This is a genomic window from Enterobacter cloacae complex sp. P17RS (assembly GCF_014895885.1).
Classification (GTDB): Bacteria; Pseudomonadota; Gammaproteobacteria; order Enterobacterales; family Enterobacteriaceae; genus Enterobacter; species Enterobacter bugandensis.
This window is the reverse complement of the sequence record NZ_JADBQK010000005.1, coordinates 151,262-172,172: the sequence shown is the minus strand read 5'-3', so window position 1 is coordinate 172,172 and position 20,911 is coordinate 151,262. Positions and strand designations below refer to the sequence as shown.

Sequence of the window (20,911 nt, the reverse complement as noted above, 5' to 3'; positions counted from 1 at the left end):
AATGACAATGCGTAATTCTCTTTTGACCGTACTGGGAAGTGTTATGTTGCTTGGCGCGGCGCTGCCCGCCCATTCTGAAAGCGTGCTGCGAATCGGCCTGGGGGCAGACCCGGACATGCTCGACCCGCACCTGGCGCGCACCTACTATGGCCGCTTCGTGTTTGCCTCCCTGTGCGACAGGCTGGTGGACGTCGACGAGCATCTGAAGGTCGTGCCAGGTCTCGCGAAATCGTGGGCCTGGAGCGCCGACGGCAAAACGCTGACCATGGATCTGCGCGAAGGCGTGACCTTCCATGACGGAGAGAAATTCGATGCCGCCGCCGCGAAATACAACCTCGACCGTGCCCTGACCCTCAAAGGCTCCCTGCGGAAAAGCGAGATCTCCTCCGTGGAATCGGTAGAGGTCACCGGCCCGATGCAGATAGCGCTGCACCTGAAAACGCCGGACGCCGCGCTGCTGATGCAGCTTACCGACCGCGCGGGCGCGATGATGGCGCCCGAGGCCGCGAAAAAGCCTGACTTTGCCGCCCATCCGGTCTGTTCTGGCCCGTACAAGTTCGACAGCCGCGTGTCGCAGGACCGCATCGTTCTGACCCGCTTCGACAACTACTGGAACAAAGGCGCCTACCACTTCGACAAAATTATCTATCTGCCGATCCCGGATGCTTCCGTGCGTCTGGCGAACCTGCGCGCGGGCGATCTTGACCTGACCGAAGGCATCGCCGCCAGCGACGTCAAAACCGTCGAAGCCGACAGCAAGCTGGCGCTGGCGAAGGTCACCGGCCTGGGCTATCAGGGGATCACCTTCAATATTAACAACGGCAAGGTCCCGGCGAACGATCCGTTCAAAGATGCCCGCGTGCGCGAGGCGTTTTCTCAGGCCATCGACCGTGAAGCGTTAAACCAGGTGGTTTTCGAAGGCCTCTACACTCCGGCAAACCAGGCGTTTTCGACGGTGAGCCCGTATCACGTGAATCTGCCGGTTCCGCCGCGCGACGTTGATAAAGCCAAAGCGCTGCTCAAAGCGGCAGGCGTCACCGCGCCGCTGACCGTCAACCTGCTGGTGCCGAACAACCCAACCTCGCAGCAGGTGGGACAGGTATTGCAGGCGATGGTCGCCGAGGCCGGCTTCACGCTGAACCTGCAGATGACCGAATTTGCCACGCTGCTGGATCGCCAGCAGAGCGGTGATTATCAGCTGAGCTTCTCCGGCTGGTCGGGTCGCCCGGATCCGGACGGCAGCATCTACGGCTTTATCCACAGCAACGGCACGCTTAACGACGGCCGTTACAGCAACGCGCAGGTCGACGAATGGCTGACGCAGGCGCGCCAGAGCACCGACCAGGCCGCACGCCAGCCGCTGTATGACAAGGTGGTGAAGCAGCTGCAAACCGACATGCCGATTGCCTACCTCTACTTCGAGCCGCGCATTTTTGGCCTGAACAAGCGCGTGCAGGGCTTTAAGCCTTACCCGGACGGCATCGTGCGTCTGGCGGGTTTGACGCTGGCGAAATAAACGTCCTGAGGAGAACCCATGCTGGAACTGATTTGCAAACGTCTGCTGCTGGCCGTCCCGACGCTATTGCTGGTGAGCATGATGGTGTTCGGGCTGCAAAAGCTGCTGCCCGGCGACCCGCTGATTGCGATGGCCGGTGAGGAACGCGATCCGGCGGTGATCGCCCAGCTGCGCGCGGAGCTGAACCTGGATGCGCCGATCCCGGTTCAGTATTTCCACTGGCTGACGCGGGCGCTGCAGGGCGATCTTGGCGTCTCCTTGCGCACGCACGAGCCGGTGACCGAGCTTATCGCCAGCAAGCTACCGGTTACGCTGGAGCTGTCGCTGCTGGCGATGATTATTGCGCTGGTGTTTGGCATCAGCATGGGGATCCTTGCGGCGGTGAACAAAAACAGCTGGGTCGATCACGGGGCGAACTTCGTGGCGATTTCGGGGATCTCTATTCCCCACTTCTGGTTGGGGATCCTGCTGATTCTGGTCTTCTCGGTGAACCTGCAGTGGCTGCCCGCGTCCGGCTACGTGCCGTTCAGTGAAGATCCGCTTCAGAACCTGCGCACGCTGCTGCTGCCTGCGTCCGTGCTCGGAACCGGGCTGGCGGCGACGCTGATGCGCCATACCCGCGCGTCGATGATTGCGGTGCTGAAAGCGGATTATATCCGTACCGCACGCGCCAAGGGGCTGCTGCCGAAGGCGGTCATTCTAAAGCACGCGTTTCGCAACGCGCTGGTGCCGGTGATCACCCTCACCACGCTGCTGTTCGGCGAGCTGCTGGGCGGCGCGGTGCTGACCGAGCAGGTGTTCACCATTCCGGGCTTCGGCAAGATGATCGTCGACTCGGTGTTCAACCGTGACTACGCGGTGGTGCAGGGCGTGGTGCTGATCGTGGCGATCGGCTTCCTGCTGCTCAACCTGCTGGCCGACGTGCTTTATGTCCTTATCAACCCGAAAATGCGAGGTTAACGATGGCGGAACTGACGACGCAAACCGTAGCCCCCGCGCTGCCGCGCGCGCAGAACCGGGTGCTGAAGAAATTCCTCGCCAATAAAAGCGCGGTGATTGGCGCGCTTGTGGTGGGTTTCTTTGTGCTGGTGGCGCTGCTGGCGCCGTGGATCGCCCCGTTTGACCCGGTTAAAGCCAACTTCCTCGCGGTGCGCAAAGCGCCGTCAGCGATGTACTGGTTCGGCACCGACGAGCTGGGGCGCGACATTTTGTCCCGCATTATCTGGGGAGCGCGAACCTCGCTGATGGCGGGCTGTATGTCGGTGGTTATCGCGGTGGTCATCGGCGTGCCGCTGGGGCTGGTGGCGGGCTACTTCCAGAAGATGTGGGACGGCGTCATCTCGCGCTTTATCGAGGCGCTGCTGGCCTGTCCGTTCCTGATCATGGCGATCGCGCTGGGGGCATTTTTAGGCCCGAGCCTGACCAACGCGATGATCGCCATCGGTCTTTCGGCGATGCCGATCTTCGCCCGCCTGACGCGCGGGCAGGTGATCGCCATTCGCAACGAAGAGTACATCGACGGCGCGCGGGCGATTGGCCTGCCGGATCGCTGGATCATCATTAAATACGTTCTGCCAAACGTGATGTCGCCGATCCTGGTTCAGGCCACGCTGGCCATTGCCTCGGCGATTATTGCCGAAGCCAGCCTGTCGTTTTTAGGGCTGGGGCAGCAGCCGCCCAATCCGTCCTGGGGGTCCATGCTCAATACCGCGAAAGGTTTCCTTGAGCAGGCGCCGTGGATGTCCGTTTTCCCCGGCGTGGCGATTTTCCTTGCCGTGCAGGGCTTTAATTTACTTGGCGACGGGCTGCTCGATGCGCTCGATCCGCGCCACGACTAAGGAGTCATGATGACCAAAGCGCTTGATTTTACATCCGGTTACGCTTCACGCCGCCCGCCGATGATGGGCCACAACGCCGTTGCCACTTCGCAGCCGCTGGCGGCGCAGGCGGGAATGAAAATGCTGCAGCTGGGTGGTAATGCCGTCGATGCGGCCATTGCCACCGCCATGGCGCTGACCGTTGTCGAGCCGACCGGCAACGGCATCGGCAGCGACGCCTTTGCCATCGTCTGGGACGGTGAAAAACTTCACGGCCTGAACGCGTCCGGGCGCTCGCCGGCCAGCTGGCATGCGGATCTGTTTGCCGGTAAAAGCGCAGTGCCGGAAATCGGCTGGGACGCGGTGACGGTGCCGGGTGCGGTGTCGGGCTGGGTGGCCCTGGCGGAACGCTTCGGCACGCTGCCGCTGACCACGCTGGCGCAGCCTGCGATTGACTACGCGCGCAACGGCTTCCCGGTCTCGCCGCTGATTGGTCATCTCTGGCAGCGCGGCTATAACAAGCTGAAAGATCAACCTGGCTTTAGCGCCTGCTTTGCGCCGGAAGGCCGCGCCCCGCGCGTGGGGGAGATCTTCCGTAACCCGGCGCAGGCACATTCGTTGGAGCTGATTGCCAAAACCAACGGTGAAGCCTTTTACCGTGGTGAGCTGGCGCAGAAAATCGCCGCCTTCGCCCAGGAGCACGGCGCGCACCTGTCAGCGGAAGATCTGGCAAACCATCGCGTGGACTGGGTTGAACTGCTGTCGCGCGACTTCGCGGGCGGCTCGGTACAGGAGCTGCCGCCAAACGGGCAGGGGATCGCCACGCTGATTGCACTCGGTATTCTGGAGCAGTGCGGCATTGAGAAACATCATCCGGACTCCGTGCAGTCTCTGCACTTATCCATTGAAGCCATGAAGCTGGCGCTGGCGGATCTCGACCGCTACGTGGCGGATGAAGAACATATGGAGTTCGCAGCAAAAGAGCTGCTGAGCGACCACTATCTGAAGTCGCGTGCGGCGCTTATCGATCGCGATAACGCCTCTGACTTTGTGTACGGTTCACCGACGCAGAGCGGCACGGTCTACATCAGCACCGCGGACGCCAGCGGGATGATGGTTTCGTTTATCCAGTCCAACTTTATGGGCTTCGGTTCAGGCATTGTGGTGCCGGATACCGGAATCAGCCTGCAAAACCGCGGCTGCGGCTTTGTGCTCGATCCCAAACACCCGAACGCGCTGGCGGGCAGCAAGCGTCCTTTCCACACCATCATTCCGGGCTTTGCGATGGACGGCAACGGCAAGCCGCTGATGTCCTTCGGCGTGATGGGCGGCCCGATGCAGGCGCAGGGGCATATGCAGATGGCGCTGCGCATCATGCTGCACGGGCAAAACCCGCAGGCGGCCATCGACGCGCCGCGCTGGCGCGTGGTGCAGGGCAGGGAGGTGATTGTTGAATCGACGTTCGATCGCAACACCATTGCCGCGCTGCGCGAGCGCGGGCATCAGATCGTGGTGGAAGATCCGCTCCAGGATTACAACTTCGGCGGTGCGCAGGTGATCTATCGTATGCCGGAAGGGCACTACGTGGCCGCGACGGAGAGCCGCAAAGACGGGCAGGCGTTAGTGAGTTAAAAGAAGCGAGCAACATTGGTAGGCCGGGTAAGGCGTAGCCGCCACCCGGCATTTTTTCACCCAATGCTAAACGGATCCGCATCCTGCCACGCCGGGAACTTCTCGCGATACTCCTTCAGCGCCGTTAACGATAATTCAGCATCAATGCGCGTCGCCTGATGCGGTTCGGCGGTGGCGATGATCTCGCCCTGCGGATTCACCACCCGGCTGTCGCCGCGGTAGTGGTGGCCGTTGCCGTCCGTCCCCACGCGGTTACAGCCCACCACGTACGCCTGGTTTTCAATCGCGCGAGCCACCAGCAGCGCCTGCCAGTGCAGCGAGCGCGGCGCGGGCCAGTTGGCGACGTACAGCGCCAGGTCGTAATCGTTGCGGTTGCGCGACCACACCGGGAAGCGCAGGTCGTAGCAGACCAGCGGCAGGATGCGCCAGCCGCGCCACTCGAACACCACGCGTTCGTTACCGGCTTCATAATGATGATGTTCATCGGCCATGCGGAACAGGTGGCGTTTATCGTAAAAATGCACCTTTCCTTCCGGCTCAACCAGCAGGAAGCGGTTCACCGGGCCGCGTTCCGTCTGCAGTGCGGCGCTCCCGGCGATCAGCGCGTTGGTTTGCTGCGCTTTGGCATGCATCCAGGCGACCACCTCTTCCTGGGGCATCGACTGTTTCGCCGCTTCCATCGCGAAGCCGGTGGTAAACATCTCCGGCAGGACAATCACATCTCGCCCGGTAATCTCTTCCAGTTGACGATCAAAGTGGCGCAGGTTGGCAGGGCCATCCATCCACACTAAAGGCTGCTGCAAAATCGAAATCTTCAAACCAGGCACGATACAGACTCCTCAAACGACCCCTTTTTGACACTGTAGCACGTCATTACGAGAAAATGTGGCAATAAAAAACCCCGCACCGGGCGGGGTTTGTCAGAGCGAAGCGGGTTATGCCGCTTCAGGTTTGCGGTGCTTCTCCGGCAGCTTTACCGGCTGCGTCGCCAGCTCTTCCGGTTCGAAATCATCCACGTTAATACTGCGCAGACGGCTCTCTTCGGCTTTCACCAGCAGCGCAGCTTCGTCGTTATTGATAATGCCACCGGCCAGCGCCTGTTTCGCCAGTTCGTCCAGACGAGTAAACGGCAGGTTTTTACCCAGCTGTTTGCAGATTTTCTGGTGAATCGGGTCGGCGGCCATCACGTCCAGCAGCGCCTCTTCCAGCAGGCCCACCGGGTTATGCGGCGTTGGCGCCAGATACTGACCGCGGCCAATGCGGGAGCGGGTTGCGCTCGGAACCTGCAGGATCTTCGCCACCTTGTGGTCCAGCTTGTCGGACGGCGCCAGATGATGACGACCGGTCGGGAAGATCACCACGCGCAGAGCGCCAGCCACGAAGCGGTTCGGGAAGTTCGCCAGCAGGTCGTCAATCGCCTGTTCCGCCTGATACATCGCATCCTGCACGCCCCAGTGCACCAGCGGCAGATCCGCTTCCTGACGGCCTTCGTCGTCGTAGCGTTTCAGCACCGCAGAGGCCAGGAAGATCTGGCTCAGCACGTCGCCCAGACGGGCGGAGATACGCTCGCGACGCTTCAGGCTACCGCCCAGCACCGCCATGGAAACGTCGGACAGCAGAGCCAGGTTGGCGCTCAGACGGTTCAGATGCTGGTAGTAACGTTTGGTCGCATCGCCGGTTGGCGTCGCGCTGGTCAGGCCGCGCGTCAGGCCCAGCCAGAAGCTCCGCACCTTGTTGCTGCCCACGTGACCGATATGTTTGAACAGCAGTTTGTCGAAGGCGTCCACGTCGTTATTCTGCGCAGCGGCCATCTCTTCCAGCACGTACGGATGGCAGCGAATCGCACCCTGGCCGAAGATCATCATGCTGCGGGTCAGGATGTTAGCCCCTTCCACGGTGATGGCAATCGGTGCGCCCTGATAGCCGCGCGCCAGGAAGTTGCCTTCGCCGAGCATAATGCCTTTACCGCCCGCGATATCCATCGCGTCAATGATCGACTGCTGCGCGCGGTGGGTACAGTGGTACTTCACAATCGCGGACAGCACGGCCGGTTTTTCGCCCAGCATGATGCCGTAGGTAATCAGGGATGCAGCGGCGTCCATCACGTAGGCGTTGCCCGCGATGCGCGCCAGCGGCTCTTCGATACCTTCCATCTTGCCGATGGAGATTTTGAACTGACGGCGAATGTGGGCATAAGCGCCAATTCCCATCGCGACGGACTTCAGGCCGCCGGTTGAGTTCGACGGCAGGGTAATACCGCGACCCACCGACAGACATTCCACCAGCATGCGCCAGCCCTGACCGGCCATTTTCGGGCCGCCGATGATGTAGTCAATCGGCACGAAGATATCCTGGCCGCGGGTCGGGCCGTTCTGGAACGGCACGTTCAGCGGGAAGTGACGACGGCCAATTTCAACGCCCGGCGTCGAGGTTGGGATCAGCGCACAGGTAATGCCCAGATCCTCTTCACCGCCCAGCAGTTTTTCCGGGTCGGAGAGCTTAAAGGCCAGGCCCAGCACGGTGGCGATAGGCGCCAGAGTGATATAGCGTTTGTTCCAGGTCAGGCGCATGCCCAGCACCTGCTGGCCCTGCCACTCGCCCATACAGACCACGCCGGTATCCGGGATTGCGCCTGCATCGGAGCCTGCTTCCGGGCTGGTCAGCGCGAAGCACGGGATTTCCTGACCGCGCGCCAGTCGCGGCAGATAGTGATCTTTCTGCTCTTCCGTACCGTAATGCTGCAGCAGTTCGCCCGGGCCTAAGGAGTTCGGTACGCCGACGGTAATCGCCAGGATCCCGGAAACGCCCGCCAGCTTTTGCAGCACGCGAGCCTGCGCGTAAGCGGAGAACTCAAGACCGCCGTACTCTTTCTTAATGATCATCGCGAAGAAGCGATGCTCTTTCAGGTACGCCCACAGCTCCGGCGGCAGGTCGGCCATTTCGTGGGTGATAGCAAAGTCGTTCGCCATGCGGCACGCTTCTTCCACCGGGCCGTCAATAAAGGCCTGTTCTTCGGCGGTCAGGCGCGGCTGCGGATAGTTGTGCAGCTTTTTCCAGTCCGGGTTGCCCTGGAACAGGTCGCCTTCCCACCAGGTGGTGCCCGCATCAATCGCTTCTTTCTCGGTGCGCGACATCGGCGGCATCACTTTGCGGAAGCCTTTAAATACTGGCGCGGAGATCATCGACTTACGCATCGGGGCCAGGTTAAACGGCAGCAGAATGATGGCAAGAGGGACCAAAATCCAGATATTCCAGAGACCTGCGACGCCAAGCGCAGCCGTCCAGGCCAGAAGAATCAGGCTGCTCAGGAATAAACTGACGCGGTGATAGAACAACACACCGAGCAGTACAACGGTTGCGAGAATGCTCAAAATCATCATAAAGAAAAGCTCCCTTGCTTGTAGGAGGTCTGACCACTTGTGATGATATGGTTGTAGTTGATGTGAATTCCTTTAGCAATGTGTTTACAAAATAATTACAACCTGGTTCACATTGTTCGCGTTTTCGCCGGCACAAAAAATCAAAACGCCGGACGATTCGCATGGCTTTAGCTTCTCGCTTTTCCCGCTATCCGGTACACTCCACTGTGTTATTTCATCAATACTGAAGGATTATCCTCATGTACCAGGATCTTATTCGTAACGAACTGAACGAAGCGGCGGAAACGCTGGCGAACTTTCTGAAAGATGATGCCAATATTCACGCTATTCAGCGCGCGGCGGTCCTGCTGGCCGATAGTTTTAAGGCCGGTGGCAAAGTGCTCTCCTGCGGTAACGGCGGTTCCCACTGTGACGCCATGCACTTCGCCGAAGAGCTGACCGGACGCTATCGCGAAAACCGTCCGGGCTACCCGGCGATTGCGATTTCCGACGTGAGCCACATCTCCTGCGTAGGCAACGACTTCGGTTACGACCACATCTTTTCCCGCTACGTTGAGGCAGTAGGCCGTGAAGGCGACGTGCTGCTGGGTATCTCTACCTCCGGTAACTCCGCGAACGTGATCAAAGCGATCGCCGCCGCGCGTGAAAAAGGGATGAAGGTGATCATCCTGACCGGGAAAGATGGCGGTAAGATGGACGGTACGGCGGATATCGAAATTCGCGTTCCGCACTTCGGCTATGCAGATCGCGTTCAGGAAATTCACATCAAAGTGATCCACATCCTGATCCAGCTGATCGAAAAAGAGATGGTTAAGTAAGGCTTCGCTGGGGGGCACCGGTGCCCCCCGCTGTTGTGGAGGTGATGTATGTGCGAACTGCTCGGGATGAGCGCCAATGTGCCAACCGATATCTGCTTTAGCTTCACCGGGCTGGTTCAGCGCGGTGGGGGAACCGGGCCGCATAAAGACGGCTGGGGCATCACCTTCTACGAAGGCAAAGGGTGTCGCACGTTCAAAGATCCACAGCCCAGCTTTAACTCACCGATTGCCAAACTGGTGCAGGACTATCCCATTAAATCCTGTTCGGTGATCGCGCATATTCGCCAGGCAAACCGCGGCGAAGTTGCGCTGGAAAATACCCATCCCTTTACCCGCGAGCTGTGGGGCCGTAACTGGACCTACGCGCACAACGGGCAGCTTACGGGCTATAAATCTCTGGAAACGGGCAACTTCCGTCCGGTGGGCGAAACGGACAGCGAGAAGGCCTTCTGCTGGCTGCTGCATAAGCTGACAGAACGTTATCCGCGCACGCCCGGCAATATGGCCGCCGTATTCAAATACATCGCGACGCTGGCAGCCGAATTGCGTGAAAAAGGCGTGTTTAACATGCTGTTGTCTGACGGGCGCTACGTGATGGCGTTCTGCTCGACGAATCTCTTCTGGATCACGCGCCGCGCGCCGTTTGGCGTTGCTACGCTGCTCGATCAGGATGTGGAGATAGACTTTCAGAAGGAGACCACACCGAACGATGTGGTCACCGTTATTGCAACGCAGCCGCTGACGGGCAACGAAACCTGGCAAAAGATTATGCCAGGCGAGTGGGTGCTATTTTGTCTCGGGGACCGTGTAATTTGACGCCAGCTGCGGGTGGACGACTTCGTGGCTCAGCGGTTTGCTGACCACGTAACGGCCATCGACGATAGAGACTACCGGCGGCTTGTGGGTCTGCTCAAAGTAGTCATAACCCGGCTTCAGCTGTTTCCAGAAATCGGCGTAGTAAGAGTACTTATGGCGCGCCATATTGGCATCGGTCATGCGGAACGGATAGATGCTGACCTGAACGTTAGGCTGCCCAAAGACCAGTGCGCCGGTTACGAACTGGAAAATCTCATCAATGCCGGAGTCGGTCATCGCGTAGCAGCCGACAGACACGCAGGCACCGTGGATCATCAGGTATTTCCCTTCATAACCGTGAGCACGGTCATAGGCGTTCGGGAAACCAATGTTGATGGCTTTATAGAAGCGGCTATCCGGCTTTAGCTGGTTACGCTGAACGTTGTAAAAACCTTCCGGGCTTTTGAAATCGCCCTGACGCTGTTTCGGGCCCAGCCCGCCGGAATAGTTACAAATTTTGTAGCTATCAAGCAGCTGATATGTTTCGCCCATTTTTACAAACAGATCGAGCGTGCGCTCTTCCTTGAAGATTTGAATATAAACCGGGGATCCCATTAACTGCTGTTTATATTCTTTGCTGATCGGCGTGGTGGAGCTGTTGCTGCTGAGCAGCCCGGCAAACGACATGCACGGAATCAGAAGCATCGCAATGAACAATGCGATTTTACGCATACTACAAATTCCTTGATAAAACCTGGACTAACTTGCCAGGACGGCAAAAGAGACCCGAAATCAGATTATTCTGTTAGGTGCGCTCACATTAGCACCGCTATAGATTTTCGCAAGAGCCGGGCGGTGAGTTTACAAATTAGTTTTACTTTATAAACCATCAAAAACGCGCTGGCTCCAGGAACTTTGCGTAATAGCTCGCATTTTGGCGCGCCCGACCGTGGATCCCCTGCCCGAGAGAAGGGGAAAATGTTACACTTTGCGCCCACTGGATCGTTGTTTATGGAAACCTGCTAACCACATGTTTAAAATAAAAAAAGGACTTAATTTGCCGATTGCAGGCGTGCCTGAGCAGCACGTCTCGTGTGGCGCAAGCGTCCGTCATGTCGCAATTTTAGGTGACGATTATCTGGGCATGCGTCCCTCAATGCTGGTGCAGGAGGGCGATCGCGTGATCAAAGGGCAGGCGCTCTTTGAAGACAAAAAAAATCCCGGCGTCATGTTCACGGCCCCCGCCAGCGGCACCGTGGTAGCGATCAACCGCGGCGAGCGTCGCGTGCTGCAGTCGGTGGTAATCCGCATTGAAGGCGATGAACAGCGTGAGTTTGCTCGTTATGATGCGGCAGACCTCGCGACGCTTAGCCGCGAAGATGTGCAGGCTCAGCTGCTCGCGTCCGGCCTGTGGACGGCGCTGCGTACGCGTCCTTTCAGCAAATCACCCGTTCCTGATACCGCCCCGGCTGCCATTTTCGTGACGGCCATCGACACCAACCCGCTCAGCGCAGACCCGCAGCCCATTATCCTGGCGCAGCGTAAAGCCTTTGATGCCGGGCTGACCGTTCTGACTCGCCTGACGCCCGGAAAAGTGCACGTTTGCCAGGCCAGTGGCGGCAAGCTTGGCGGCCATCCGCAGGGACAGGTTACGTTTAATGAATTTTCCGGCCCGCATCCGGCGGGTCTGGTCGGGACCCATATCCACTTCCTTGAGCCGGTGAGCCTTAAAAAACAGGTCTGGCACCTTAATTATCAGGATGTCATTGCCATCGGTAAGCTTTTTACGACGGGTGAACTCTGCGCTGAACGGATTATCGTCATCGGCGGGCCGCAGGCCGCAAACCCGCGTCTGGTTAAGACGCTTCTGGGAGCAGACATTAATGAACTGCTGGCAGGGGAAACGAAAGAGGGTGAAAACCGCCTCATTTCCGGTTCGGTACTCAGCGGCCGCCGCGCTGTCAATGCGCACGCGTACCTGGGACGTTTCCATCTTCAGGTGAGCGTCGTTCTGGAAGGGCGTGAGAAAGAGCTGTTCGGCTGGGTTCTGCCTGGCGCAGAAAAATACTCCGTCACCCGCACCACGCTTGGCCACTTTCTGCGTCATAAGCTCTTTAACTTCTCGACCAGCACGAACGGCGGCGAGCGCGCGATGGTTCCGATTGGCAACTACGAACGTGTAATGCCGCTGGATATTCTGCCTACCGTGCTGCTGCGCGATCTTCTGGCAGGCGATACCGACGGCGCGCAGGCGCTCGGTTGTCTGGAACTGGATGAAGAAGATCTGGCGCTCTGTACCTATGTGTGTCCGGGTAAATACGAATATGGACCCGTATTGCGCGAGGTGTTAACCCGCATTGAGCAGGAAGGATAACCATGGGATTAAAACACCTCTTTGAAAAAATTGAGCCGCACTTTACCGAAGGGAAGCTCAAAAAGTACTACCCGCTGTATGAAGCGACGACGACTATTTTCTACACTCCGGGTCTGGTGACGAAAGGGGCAGCGCACGTTCGCGATGCCATCGACCTGAAACGCATGATGATCCTGGTGTGGTTTGCGGTTTTCCCGGCCATGTTCTGGGGCATGTACAACGTTGGTCTGCAAACCATTCCGGCGCTGCATCATATGTACGACGCCCAGCAGCTGGCGCAGGTGATCCAGTCTGACTGGCACTATCGTCTGGCGCAGTCGCTGGGCGTGAGCTTTGCGGCTGATGCAGGCTGGGTCAGCATGATGACGCTGGGGGCCGTCTTCTTCCTGCCGATCTACATGACCGTCTTTATCGTGGGCGGCTTCTGGGAAGTGCTGTTCGCCATCATCCGCAAACACGAGATTAACGAAGGCTTCTTCGTGACCTCCATTCTGTTTGCGCTGATTGTTCCGCCGACTCTGCCGCTCTGGCAGGCGGCGATGGGGATCAGCTTTGGCGTGGTGATTGCCAAAGAGATTTTCGGCGGCACCGGACGTAACTTCCTCAACCCGGCGCTGGCGGGGCGTGCGTTTCTGTTCTTTGCTTACCCGGCGCAGATTTCGGGCGACCTGGTGTGGACGGCTGCGGACGGTTTCTCCGGCGCGACGCCACTTTCACAGTGGGCGGCAGGTGGCGGCGAAACGCTGGTCAACAATGCTACCGGCCAGCCCGTGACCTGGTTTGACGCGTTTCTTGGCAACATTCCGGGCTCTATTGGCGAAGTATCTACCCTGATGATTTTGATCGGCGGGGCCATCATCCTCTTTGGCCGCGTGGCGTCCTGGCGCATCGTCGCGGGCGTTATGCTCGGCATGGTGCTTACCGCCACGCTGTTCAACTTCATTGGTTCAGACACGAACCCGATGTTCTCCATGCCGTGGTACTGGCACCTGGTGCTGGGAGGCTTTGCGTTTGGCATGATGTTCATGGCCACCGATCCCGTCTCGGCCTCCTTTACCGACAGGGGGAAATGTTGCTACGGCGCGCTCATTGGCGTGATGTGTGTACTGATTCGCGTGGTCAACCCGGCCTATCCGGAAGGGATGATGCTGGCCATTCTGTTTGCCAACCTGTTTGCGCCGCTGTTCGACTACCTGGTCGTGCGCGCCAACATTAAGCGGAGGAAGGCGCGTGGCTGAGGTTAAAAATAACGACAGCATCAGCAAAACGCTGCTGGTGGTTTTGGTACTGTGTCTGGTCTGTTCCATCGTGGTTGCCGGTTCCGCCGTAGGGTTAAAGCCGCTGCAGCAGGAACAGCGCGCGCTGGATAAACAGCGCAACATCCTGGCCGTGGCCGGGCTGATGCAGGAAGGCATGACGAAGGACGACGTCGCGGCCGTGTTTGCTGAACGCATTACCGCACGGCTGGTGGATTTAAAAACCGGCGAGCTGATGGATAAAGACCCGGCGAAATATAACCAGGCGCTGGCATTAAAGGATCCGCAGATGAGCACCGTGCTTGACGCCTCGCAGGATCCGGCTGGCATTAAGCGCCGCAGCAATGTCGCGGAGATTTACCTCGTTCGTGACGAGCAGAAGCGCATACAGGAAATCGTGTTGCCCATCTACGGCAACGGCTTATGGTCAATGATGTATGCGTTTGTGGCACTGGATACCGATGGCCGCACGGTCAAAGGTATTACTTATTACGATCAGGGCGAAACGCCGGGGCTGGGTGGCGAAGTGGAAAACCCTAACTGGCGTGCGCAGTTTATCGGTAAAAAAGTGCTCAATGATAACGGTCAGCCTGCGCTGAAGGTGGTGAAAGGAGGCGCGCGTCCTGGGGATGAATTCGCCGTTGACGGTCTTTCCGGCGCCACACTCACCTCTAACGGGGTGCAGCACAGTTTTGATTTCTGGATGGGTGAATTGGGCTTTGGTCCCTTCCTGAAGAACGTACGTGAAGGAGCGCTGAACAATGGCTGATACGGGTGAACTGAAAGAAGTTAAAAAGGTGCTGATTGGCCCACTTTTAGCCAATAACCCGATAACCCTGCAGGTGCTGGGTGTGTGCTCGGCTCTGGCGGTAACGACCAAGCTGGAAACGGCGGTGGTGATGACGCTGGCGGTAACGCTGGTGACGGCGTTTTCCAGCATGTTTATCTCGATGATCCGCCACCACATCCCCAACAGCGTGAGGATCATCGTGCAGATGGCGATCATCGCCTCGCTGGTGATCGTGGTCGATCAGCTGCTGCGCGCGTTCGCCTATGAAACCTCCAAACAGCTTTCGGTGTTTGTCGGGCTGATTATCACCAACTGCATCGTGATGGGGCGCGCTGAAGCCTACGCCATGAAAATGCCGCCGCTGGCGAGCTTTATGGACGGTATCGGCAACGGCCTGGGCTACGGCGTGATCCTCCTGACGGTCGGTTTCCTGCGCGAGCTGATTGGCAGCGGCAAGCTGTTTGGCGTTCAGGTGCTGGATACGGTACAGAACGGCGGCTGGTATCTGCCGAACGGCCTGTTCCTGCTGGCCCCAAGCGCGTTTTTCATTATCGGTTTGCTGATCTGGCTGATTCGTACGTTGAAGCCTGAACAGCAGGAAAAGGAGTAACCGACAATGGCTCATTACCTGAGTTTATTTGTGCGCGCGGTGTTTGTTGAAAACATGGCGCTCGCCTTCTTCCTGGGCATGTGTACGTTCCTTGCCGTCTCTAAAAAGGTCTCGACGGCATTTGGCCTGGGCGTGGCGGTCACCGTTGTGCTGGGGCTTTCGGTTCCGATTAACAACCTGGTGTTCAACTTCGTGCTGCGGGACGGCGCGCTGGTGGAAGGCGTCGATCTTAGCTTCCTGAACTTCATCACCTTCATCGGGGTGATTGCGGCGCTGGTACAAATCCTGGAGATGATCCTCGATAAGTATTTCCCGTCGCTGTACAACGCTCTGGGGATCTTCCTGCCGCTGATCGCGGTGAACTGCGCCATCTTCGGTGGCGTCTCGTTTATGGTTCAGCGCGATTACAACTTCAGTGAATCGGTGGTGTACGGCTTCGGTTCCGGTATCGGCTGGATGCTGGCGATTGTCACTATGGCGGGGATCCGTGAAAAAATGAAATATGCCAACGTGCCTGCGGGGCTGCGTGGCTTAGGGATCACCTTTATCACCACCGGCCTGATGGCGTTGGGCTTTATGTCCTTCTCCGGTGTGCAGCTATAAGGGCTAACAGATGGAAATTATTCTTGGCGTGGTGATGTTCACGCTGATAGTACTGGTGCTGTCAGGGTTGATTCTGGCGGCGCGCGCAAAGCTGGTTAATTCCGGGGATGTGATCATTGATATCAATGACGATCCGCAGAACCAGATCCGCACTCCGGCAGGGGACAAGCTGCTTAATACGCTCTCGGGCAACGGGATTTTTGTCTCGTCAGCCTGCGGTGGAGGCGGCTCATGCGGGCAGTGTCGTGTGACGGTGAAAGAGGGGGGCGGTGATATTCTGCCTACTGAACTGTCGCATATTACGAAGCGTGAAGCGAAAGAGGGGTGCCGCCTGGCGTGCCAGGTCGCGGTGCGTCAGAACATGAAGATTGAGCTGCCGGAAGAGATTTTCGGCGTGAAAAAATGGGAGTGCGAGGTTATCTCGAACGATAACAAAGCCACGTTCATTAAAGAGCTCAAGCTGCGTGTCCCTGAAGGGGAGAGCGTCCCGTTCCGTGCAGGTGGGTATATCCAGATTGAGTGTCCGGCGCACACCGTGGCCTATGCGGACTTCGACGTGCCCGATGAGTACCGGGCCGACTGGGATAAATTTAATCTCTTCCGCTTTGTTTCCGAGGTAAAAGAGCCCGCGCTGCGCGCCTATTCCATGGCTAACTACCCGGAAGAGAAGGGCATTATCATGCTCAACGTGCGTATCGCCACGCCGCCGCCAAACGTGCCTGACGCGCCGCCTGGCGTGATGTCGTCGTATATCTGGTCCCTTAAGCCAGGCGACAAGGTGACGATCTCCGGTCCGTTCGGCGAGTTTTTTGCTAAAGATACCGACGCGGAAATGGTCTTTATCGGCGGCGGTGCGGGTATGGCCCCTATGCGCTCGCACATCTTTGATCAGCTCAAACGTCTCGGCAGCAAGCGTAAAATCAGCTTCTGGTACGGTGCGCGCTCGCTGCGCGAAATGTTCTACGACGATGAGTTCGAACAGCTGGCGCGTGAGAATCCGAACTTTACCTTCCACGTGGCACTCTCCGATCCGCAGCCGGAAGATAACTGGACGGGCTACACGGGATTCATTCACAACGTGCTGTATGAAAACTACCTCAAACAGCATCCGGCACCGGAAGACTGCGAGTTCTATATGTGTGGTCCGCCAATGATGAACGCCGCCGTGATCAAGATGCTCAAAGATCTCGGCGTGGAAGATGAAAACATCCTCCTTGATGATTTCGGGGGCTGATAATGTTGACCTTTCTGGCAACCTTTGCGGTGTTTTTGTTGGTGGTGTTCGGTATGTCTTTAGGCTGGATCATCAAGCGTAAAAGCATTCAGGGCAGCTGTGGAGGTATCTCTTCCATCGGAATGGAAAAGGTGTGCGACTGCCCGGAGCCCTGTGATGCCCGTAAAAAACGGATGGCCCGGGATCAGCAGAGGATCATCTAGGAAAAGGCCGCTTCGTGCGGCCTTTATCATTTATTTTGCCCAGCTTTTGGCTTTGGCTGGTGAGTCTACAAGAACCCCTTCGGCACCCAGTGTTTTCGCCTTCTGGTAATCCTCTTCAGAGTTCACGCCGATAAAAATCAGATGGGCATTGCCCTGAGAGCGGAAGCAGTCAACGGCCTCTTTGTCCCACGTTAATGTTGCAGGAGAGACACCTTCGCCTAAGGTGAATTTCTCGACCACTTCTACTTTTCGGTTTAATTCAAGCCCATACCAGTAATCGTCCATTTTTTGTGAAGGAGGCAGACATTCATGGCTCAACGAAATCGTGGCCAGACGCGTGCGGGTTTCGCTGCGCGTGACAAAGCGGGGGATTTCGACAGGCAATGCTTCCATATAGCGATCTTCGGTTGAATAAACGCGAACGCGATTCAGGCTGTTGGTCTCTTTCAATACGTTAAGCAGCGCGTTGCCCATGGTCGCCGGATCGGCATCCGGCGATTTGATGTCAATGAAAAAACGCATATTTGGCCAGGCGCTCAGCACCGACTTCAGCGTCGGTATCGGGGAATTAAGCAGGCTTTCCGGCAGGCCCTTATCTTTCCACTTCACGCTGGCATCCGCCTTTGCCAGTTCTTCAGCGGTATACTGTGACACCTTTCCCTGCAGATTGGTTAACGCTTTCAGATCGGCAGGTCGATAGAGAACCGGTACGCCATCCCGACTGAGCTGCACGGTTATCCAGACGATATCTGCTTTGTTTTCGAGGGCGAGCTTAATGGCTGGCAGGGTATTTTCAGGTGCATCCGCAGTCCCGCCCCGGTGGGCAACGATCGCAGGGGTAGCAGATGCAGCACTCGCCAGAAACAGTAACGAAATCGAGAGAATTTTCTTCATGAATAATTACGCTCCATTGATTACATAAGTGTATGTATATAAAGGTTTTATTACGAATGTTTGTAACACGTTTATATGACAACCGTGAGTAAGGAAAATAGCTGACGCATTTTTTGCCTTTTGTTATACTGTATATAAATACATGTGTGGTATGACCGATGCGCAAAATAATCCATGTCGATATGGACTGCTTTTTTGCCGCAGTGGAGATGCGTGACAACCCGGCGCTGCGGGATATTCCCATCGCCATTGGCGGCAGCCGCGTTCAGCGCGGTGTGATCAGCACCGCCAACTATCCTGCACGCAAATTTGGCGTGCGCAGCGCCATGCCGACGGCGATGGCGCTGAAACTGTGTCCGCACCTTACTCTTTTGCCCGGGCGCTTTGACGCCTATAAAGAAGCCTCAAACCATATACGCGAAATCTTCTCCCGCTATACCTCACTGATTGAACCGCTTTCGCTGGACGAAGCCTATCTGGACGTCACCGACAGCCTGCACTGTCACGGCTCCGCTACCCTGATGGCGCAGGAGATCCGCCAGACCATTTTCAACGAGCTGAATCTCACCGCGTCGGCAGGCGTCGCGCCGGTAAAATTTCTCGCCAAAATTGCTTCCGATTTAAATAAACCCAACGGCCAGTACGTCATCACCCCTGAAGAGGTCCCGGCGTTTTTAAAAACGCTGCCGCTTGGCAAAATCCCCGGCGTAGGCAAAGTCTCCGCCGCGAAGCTGGAAAGTATGGGGTTACGCACCTGCGAAGACGTGCAGCGAAGCGACCTAGCTATGCTGCTCAAGCGCTTTGGGAAGTTTGGCCGCGTGCTGTGGGAGCGCAGTCAGGGCATTGACGACCGCGATGTAAACAACGAACGGCTTCGTAAATCGGTCGGGGTTGAGCGCACGCTGAGCGAAGACATCCATGACTGGTCGGAATGCGAAACCATTATTACGGAACAGCTCTATCCGGAGCTGGAGCGACGCCTGATCAAAGTAAAGCCTGATTTACTGATTGCCCGACAGGGCATCAAGCTGAAATTTAACGACTTTCAGCAGACGACGCAGGAGCACGTCTGGCCGCGCCTGAACAAAGAAGATCTTATCGCAACAGCGAAAAAGGCGTGGGAAGAACGACGAGGCGGACGAGGGGTGAGGCTGGTGGGACTGCATGTCACGCTGCTGGATCCGCAGCTGGAGCGTCAGCTGGTTTTGGGATTGTAGATTACACTCATCGTAGGCCCGGCAAGCGTAGCGCCGCCGGGCAACAGACGACAAATTACTTCGCAGGGATCGCCTTCAGCAGTTCCGTCAACAGCGTCCAGTAATGGCCGACGCTTTCAATATGAACCTGCTCATCCGGCGAGTGTGGACCGGTAATGGTTGGCCCGATGGAAACCATGTCCATGTCCGGATACGGCTTCTTAAACAGACCACATTCCAGACCCGCGTGGATCACCTGGATGTTCGGGGTGCTGTTGAACAGACGCTGATAAGTTTCACGCACCAGCGCCATCACCGGAGAGCTTGCATCCGGCTGCCAGCCAGGGTAGCTGCCTTTGGCGGAGGTTTTCGCGCCCGCCAGCGCACCCAAAGATTCCAGCATGCTTACTACATACTCTTTACCGCTGTCGATCAGGGAGCGGATCAGGCAGATAATTTCCGCACTGTCGTCGCTCATGGTCACCACGCCCACGTTCAGAGAGGTTTCCACCACGCCTTTCGCCACGTCAGAGTTGCGAATCACGCCGTTTGGCGTCGCGTTCAGCAGCTGAACGAAGCTGTCGCGAGACTGCGCGGTCAGGGCGGCTTTATCCGTAGACACGGATTCCAGCACCACGGTCAGGTTCTTCTCTTTCGCCGACAGTTCGTTTTTCAGGATATCCAGGTAGACGCTGGAGAGTTTTTTCAGCTCGTCCGCTTTCGCCGCTGGCACCGCCACGGTGGCGAAGGCTTCGCGTGGGATCGCGTTGCGCAGGGTACCGCCGTTGAAGTCTACCAGATGCAGGTCCAGCTCGGCCGCATGGCCTGCCAGGAAGCGTGCCAGCAGCTTGTTGGCGTTGCCGAGACCCAGATGAATGTCGCCGCCGGAGTGGCCGCCTTTCAGCCCTTTCAGCGTCAGCTTGAAGGTCTGGAAGCCGGCAGGGATCGCTTCGCGCGACAGCGGCAGGGTAGAGATGAAATCAATCCCGCCCGCGCAGCCCATGTAGATCTCGCCTTCTTCTTCGGAGTCGGTGTTGATCAGGATATCCGCCTGCAGCCAGTTCGCCTGCAGACCGAATGCGCCGTCCATGCCCGCTTCTTCGGTCATGGTCAGCAGCACTTCCAGTGGACCGTGCTCAACGCTGTCGTCCGCCAGCACGGCCAGGGCAGAGGCCATACCGATGCCGTTATCCGCGCCCAGGGTGGTGCCGCGCGCTTTTACCCAGTCGCCATCGATGTACGGCTGGATTGGGTCTTTAGTGAAGTCGTGCACGGTGTCGTTGTTTTTCTGTGGCACCATGTCCAGGTGCGCCTGCAGTACAACCGGTTTACGGTTTTCCATGCCTGCGGTAGCCGGTTTGCGGATCAGAATGTTGCCAACCTGGTCGCGCTCTGCGTGCAGACCTTTTTCCTTCGCCCAACCCATAATATGTTCGGCAAGCTGTTCTTCATGGTAGGAAGGGTGTGGAATGGAGCAAATTTTGGCAAAAATATCCCACAGCGGCTGCGGAGATAATTGAGACAGTTCAGACACGATAAGTCTCCTTGTCGAGGCGCTGCAAACAGGGTTGCAGGCCACAGGGTTAGCAGGTTAATAGTTACCACAAGACAGGCTTGCGAGATGCAACTGAGAATACCACTTTCTCTGCTGGCTGGTAGCATAAAGCATGTAAAAACTCAGGCAGGGAGCGCTAAACACTGGTTTTTAGTGCGCCAGATCTCTATAATCTCGCGCAACCTATTTCCCCCTCGAACACTTTTTAAGCCGTATAAAAACAGGCTGGGACACTTCA

General features: G+C 57.5%; 19 protein-coding genes. 14 read left to right on the top strand and 5 right to left on the bottom strand.

Annotated features, from left to right (window positions below):
- The first annotated feature begins 1 nt into the window (after position 1).
- Genes IM265_RS05490 through IM265_RS05475 form a run of 4 tightly spaced genes read left to right on the top strand, consistent with a single transcriptional unit; the run spans position 2 to position 4,965 of the window.
- The gene (locus tag IM265_RS05490) at positions 2-1,516 is read left to right on the top strand and encodes an ABC transporter substrate-binding protein (RefSeq protein ID WP_074171829.1); all 1,515 of its coding nucleotides are present in this window, start codon (positions 2-4) and stop codon (positions 1,514-1,516) included.
- Between the two features lie 18 nt (positions 1,517-1,534).
- Positions 1,535-2,476, top strand: coding sequence for an ABC transporter permease (locus IM265_RS05485; RefSeq protein ID WP_028012068.1), 942 nt, complete (start codon positions 1,535-1,537; stop codon positions 2,474-2,476).
- Positions 2,477-2,478: 2 nt separating this feature from the next.
- Positions 2,479-3,354: an ABC transporter permease gene (locus IM265_RS05480; RefSeq protein ID WP_193031451.1), complete on the top strand. Its 876-nt coding sequence runs from the start codon at positions 2,479-2,481 to the stop codon at positions 3,352-3,354.
- Between the two features lie 9 nt (positions 3,355-3,363).
- On the top strand, positions 3,364-4,965 hold the full coding sequence (locus IM265_RS05475) for a gamma-glutamyltransferase family protein (protein WP_193031476.1): 1,602 nt from the start codon (positions 3,364-3,366) through the stop codon (positions 4,963-4,965).
- Positions 4,966-5,021: 56 nt separating this feature from the next.
- On the opposite strand, the gene IM265_RS05470 is transcribed toward IM265_RS05475, so the two are convergent.
- A complete protein-coding gene (locus IM265_RS05470) occupies positions 5,022-5,792 on the bottom strand; it encodes an amidohydrolase (protein WP_041911141.1) in 771 nt (256 codons plus the stop codon).
- 108 nt (positions 5,793-5,900) lie between these two features.
- The gene (gene fadE / locus IM265_RS05465) at positions 5,901-8,345 is read right to left on the bottom strand and encodes an acyl-CoA dehydrogenase FadE (protein WP_028012072.1); all 2,445 of its coding nucleotides are present in this window, start codon (positions 8,343-8,345) and stop codon (positions 5,901-5,903) included.
- Between the two features lie 239 nt (positions 8,346-8,584).
- Here fadE and lpcA point away from each other — a divergent pair, with 239 nt between their 5' ends.
- Both lpcA and IM265_RS05455 read left to right on the top strand, forming a co-directional pair.
- On the top strand, positions 8,585-9,163 hold the full coding sequence (lpcA, locus tag IM265_RS05460; RefSeq protein WP_193031449.1) for a D-sedoheptulose 7-phosphate isomerase: 579 nt from the start codon (positions 8,585-8,587) through the stop codon (positions 9,161-9,163).
- A gap of 48 nt (positions 9,164-9,211) precedes the next feature.
- On the top strand, positions 9,212-9,979 hold the full coding sequence (locus tag IM265_RS05455) for a class II glutamine amidotransferase (RefSeq protein ID WP_028012073.1): 768 nt from the start codon (positions 9,212-9,214) through the stop codon (positions 9,977-9,979).
- Here IM265_RS05455 and dpaA read toward each other — a convergent pair.
- Positions 9,950-10,690 carry a peptidoglycan meso-diaminopimelic acid protein amidase gene (gene dpaA, locus IM265_RS05450; RefSeq protein WP_041911140.1) on the bottom strand — a complete coding sequence of 247 codons (741 nt, stop codon included), beginning with the start codon at positions 10,688-10,690 and terminating at the stop codon, positions 9,950-9,952. The genes IM265_RS05455 and dpaA overlap by 30 nt on opposite strands.
- Positions 10,691-10,988: 298 nt before the next feature.
- Between dpaA and IM265_RS05445 the strand changes: the two genes are divergently transcribed.
- The 7 genes from IM265_RS05445 to nqrM are packed head-to-tail and all read left to right on the top strand — an operon-like array spanning position 10,989 to position 17,028.
- Complete coding sequence (locus tag IM265_RS05445; RefSeq protein WP_193031447.1) at positions 10,989-12,332, top strand: Na(+)-translocating NADH-quinone reductase subunit A; 1,344 nt, start codon at positions 10,989-10,991, stop codon at positions 12,330-12,332.
- A gap of 2 nt (positions 12,333-12,334) precedes the next feature.
- A complete protein-coding gene (locus IM265_RS05440) occupies positions 12,335-13,570 on the top strand; it encodes an NADH:ubiquinone reductase (Na(+)-transporting) subunit B (protein WP_193031445.1) in 1,236 nt (411 codons plus the stop codon).
- On the top strand, positions 13,563-14,357 hold the full coding sequence (locus IM265_RS05435) for a Na(+)-translocating NADH-quinone reductase subunit C (protein WP_041911137.1): 795 nt from the start codon (positions 13,563-13,565) through the stop codon (positions 14,355-14,357). The genes IM265_RS05440 and IM265_RS05435 overlap by 8 nt, the downstream gene beginning before the upstream one ends.
- Entirely contained in the window at positions 14,350-14,988 is a 639-nt protein-coding gene (locus IM265_RS05430) for an NADH:ubiquinone reductase (Na(+)-transporting) subunit D (protein ID WP_028012078.1), read from the top strand. The genes IM265_RS05435 and IM265_RS05430 overlap by 8 nt, the downstream gene beginning before the upstream one ends.
- Positions 14,989-14,994: 6 nt before the next feature.
- The gene (gene nqrE / locus IM265_RS05425; protein WP_003863217.1) at positions 14,995-15,591 is read left to right on the top strand and encodes an NADH:ubiquinone reductase (Na(+)-transporting) subunit E; all 597 of its coding nucleotides are present in this window, start codon (positions 14,995-14,997) and stop codon (positions 15,589-15,591) included.
- A 10-nt stretch (positions 15,592-15,601) separates the two neighbouring features.
- On the top strand, positions 15,602-16,825 hold the full coding sequence (gene nqrF, locus IM265_RS05420; RefSeq protein WP_045259789.1) for an NADH:ubiquinone reductase (Na(+)-transporting) subunit F: 1,224 nt from the start codon (positions 15,602-15,604) through the stop codon (positions 16,823-16,825).
- A 2-nt stretch (positions 16,826-16,827) separates the two neighbouring features.
- Positions 16,828-17,028: a (Na+)-NQR maturation NqrM gene (gene nqrM, locus IM265_RS05415; protein WP_041911135.1), complete on the top strand. Its 201-nt coding sequence runs from the start codon at positions 16,828-16,830 to the stop codon at positions 17,026-17,028.
- Positions 17,029-17,058: 30 nt separating this feature from the next.
- Here the strand turns inward: nqrM and IM265_RS05410 are convergent, their stop codons facing one another.
- Positions 17,059-17,922: a glycerophosphodiester phosphodiesterase family protein gene (locus IM265_RS05410; protein WP_193031443.1), complete on the bottom strand. Its 864-nt coding sequence runs from the start codon at positions 17,920-17,922 to the stop codon at positions 17,059-17,061.
- A 158-nt stretch (positions 17,923-18,080) separates the two neighbouring features.
- Here IM265_RS05410 and dinB point away from each other — a divergent pair, with 158 nt between their 5' ends.
- A complete protein-coding gene (gene dinB / locus IM265_RS05405) occupies positions 18,081-19,139 on the top strand; it encodes a DNA polymerase IV (protein ID WP_041911133.1) in 1,059 nt (352 codons plus the stop codon).
- A gap of 55 nt (positions 19,140-19,194) precedes the next feature.
- Here the strand turns inward: dinB and pepD are convergent, their stop codons facing one another.
- Positions 19,195-20,652 (bottom strand): cytosol nonspecific dipeptidase, encoded by a 1,458-nt coding sequence (gene pepD, locus IM265_RS05400; RefSeq protein ID WP_193031441.1) that lies wholly within the window; start codon positions 20,650-20,652, stop codon positions 19,195-19,197.
- Positions 20,653-20,911: the final 259 nt, after the last annotated feature.

Excerpts from the sequence above, each read along its gene's own strand:
- nqrF (WP_045259789.1), top strand. The coding sequence starts at position 15,602 with ATGGAAATTATTCTTGGCGTGGTGATGTTCACGCTGATAGTACTGGTG.
- IM265_RS05480 (WP_193031451.1), top strand. The coding sequence starts at position 2,479 with ATGGCGGAACTGACGACGCAAACCGTAGCCCCCGCGCTGCCGCGCGCG.
- IM265_RS05455 (WP_028012073.1), top strand. The coding sequence starts at position 9,212 with ATGTGCGAACTGCTCGGGATGAGCGCCAATGTGCCAACCGATATCTGC.
- fadE (WP_028012072.1), bottom strand. The coding sequence starts at position 8,345 with ATGATGATTTTGAGCATTCTCGCAACCGTTGTACTGCTCGGTGTGTTG.
- IM265_RS05490 (WP_074171829.1), top strand. The coding sequence starts at position 2 with ATGACAATGCGTAATTCTCTTTTGACCGTACTGGGAAGTGTTATGTTG.
- IM265_RS05445 (WP_193031447.1), top strand. The coding sequence starts at position 10,989 with ATGTTTAAAATAAAAAAAGGACTTAATTTGCCGATTGCAGGCGTGCCT.
- IM265_RS05440 (WP_193031445.1), top strand. The coding sequence starts at position 12,335 with ATGGGATTAAAACACCTCTTTGAAAAAATTGAGCCGCACTTTACCGAA.
- dpaA (WP_041911140.1), bottom strand. The coding sequence starts at position 10,690 with ATGCGTAAAATCGCATTGTTCATTGCGATGCTTCTGATTCCGTGCATG.
- IM265_RS05485 (WP_028012068.1), top strand. The coding sequence starts at position 1,535 with ATGCTGGAACTGATTTGCAAACGTCTGCTGCTGGCCGTCCCGACGCTA.
- IM265_RS05410 (WP_193031443.1), bottom strand. The coding sequence starts at position 17,922 with ATGAAGAAAATTCTCTCGATTTCGTTACTGTTTCTGGCGAGTGCTGCA.
- IM265_RS05430 (WP_028012078.1), top strand. The coding sequence starts at position 14,350 with ATGGCTGATACGGGTGAACTGAAAGAAGTTAAAAAGGTGCTGATTGGC.
- lpcA (WP_193031449.1), top strand. The coding sequence starts at position 8,585 with ATGTACCAGGATCTTATTCGTAACGAACTGAACGAAGCGGCGGAAACG.
- IM265_RS05475 (WP_193031476.1), top strand. The coding sequence starts at position 3,364 with ATGACCAAAGCGCTTGATTTTACATCCGGTTACGCTTCACGCCGCCCG.
- nqrE (WP_003863217.1), top strand. The coding sequence starts at position 14,995 with ATGGCTCATTACCTGAGTTTATTTGTGCGCGCGGTGTTTGTTGAAAAC.
- nqrM (WP_041911135.1), top strand. The coding sequence starts at position 16,828 with ATGTTGACCTTTCTGGCAACCTTTGCGGTGTTTTTGTTGGTGGTGTTC.
- dinB (WP_041911133.1), top strand. The coding sequence starts at position 18,081 with ATGCGCAAAATAATCCATGTCGATATGGACTGCTTTTTTGCCGCAGTG.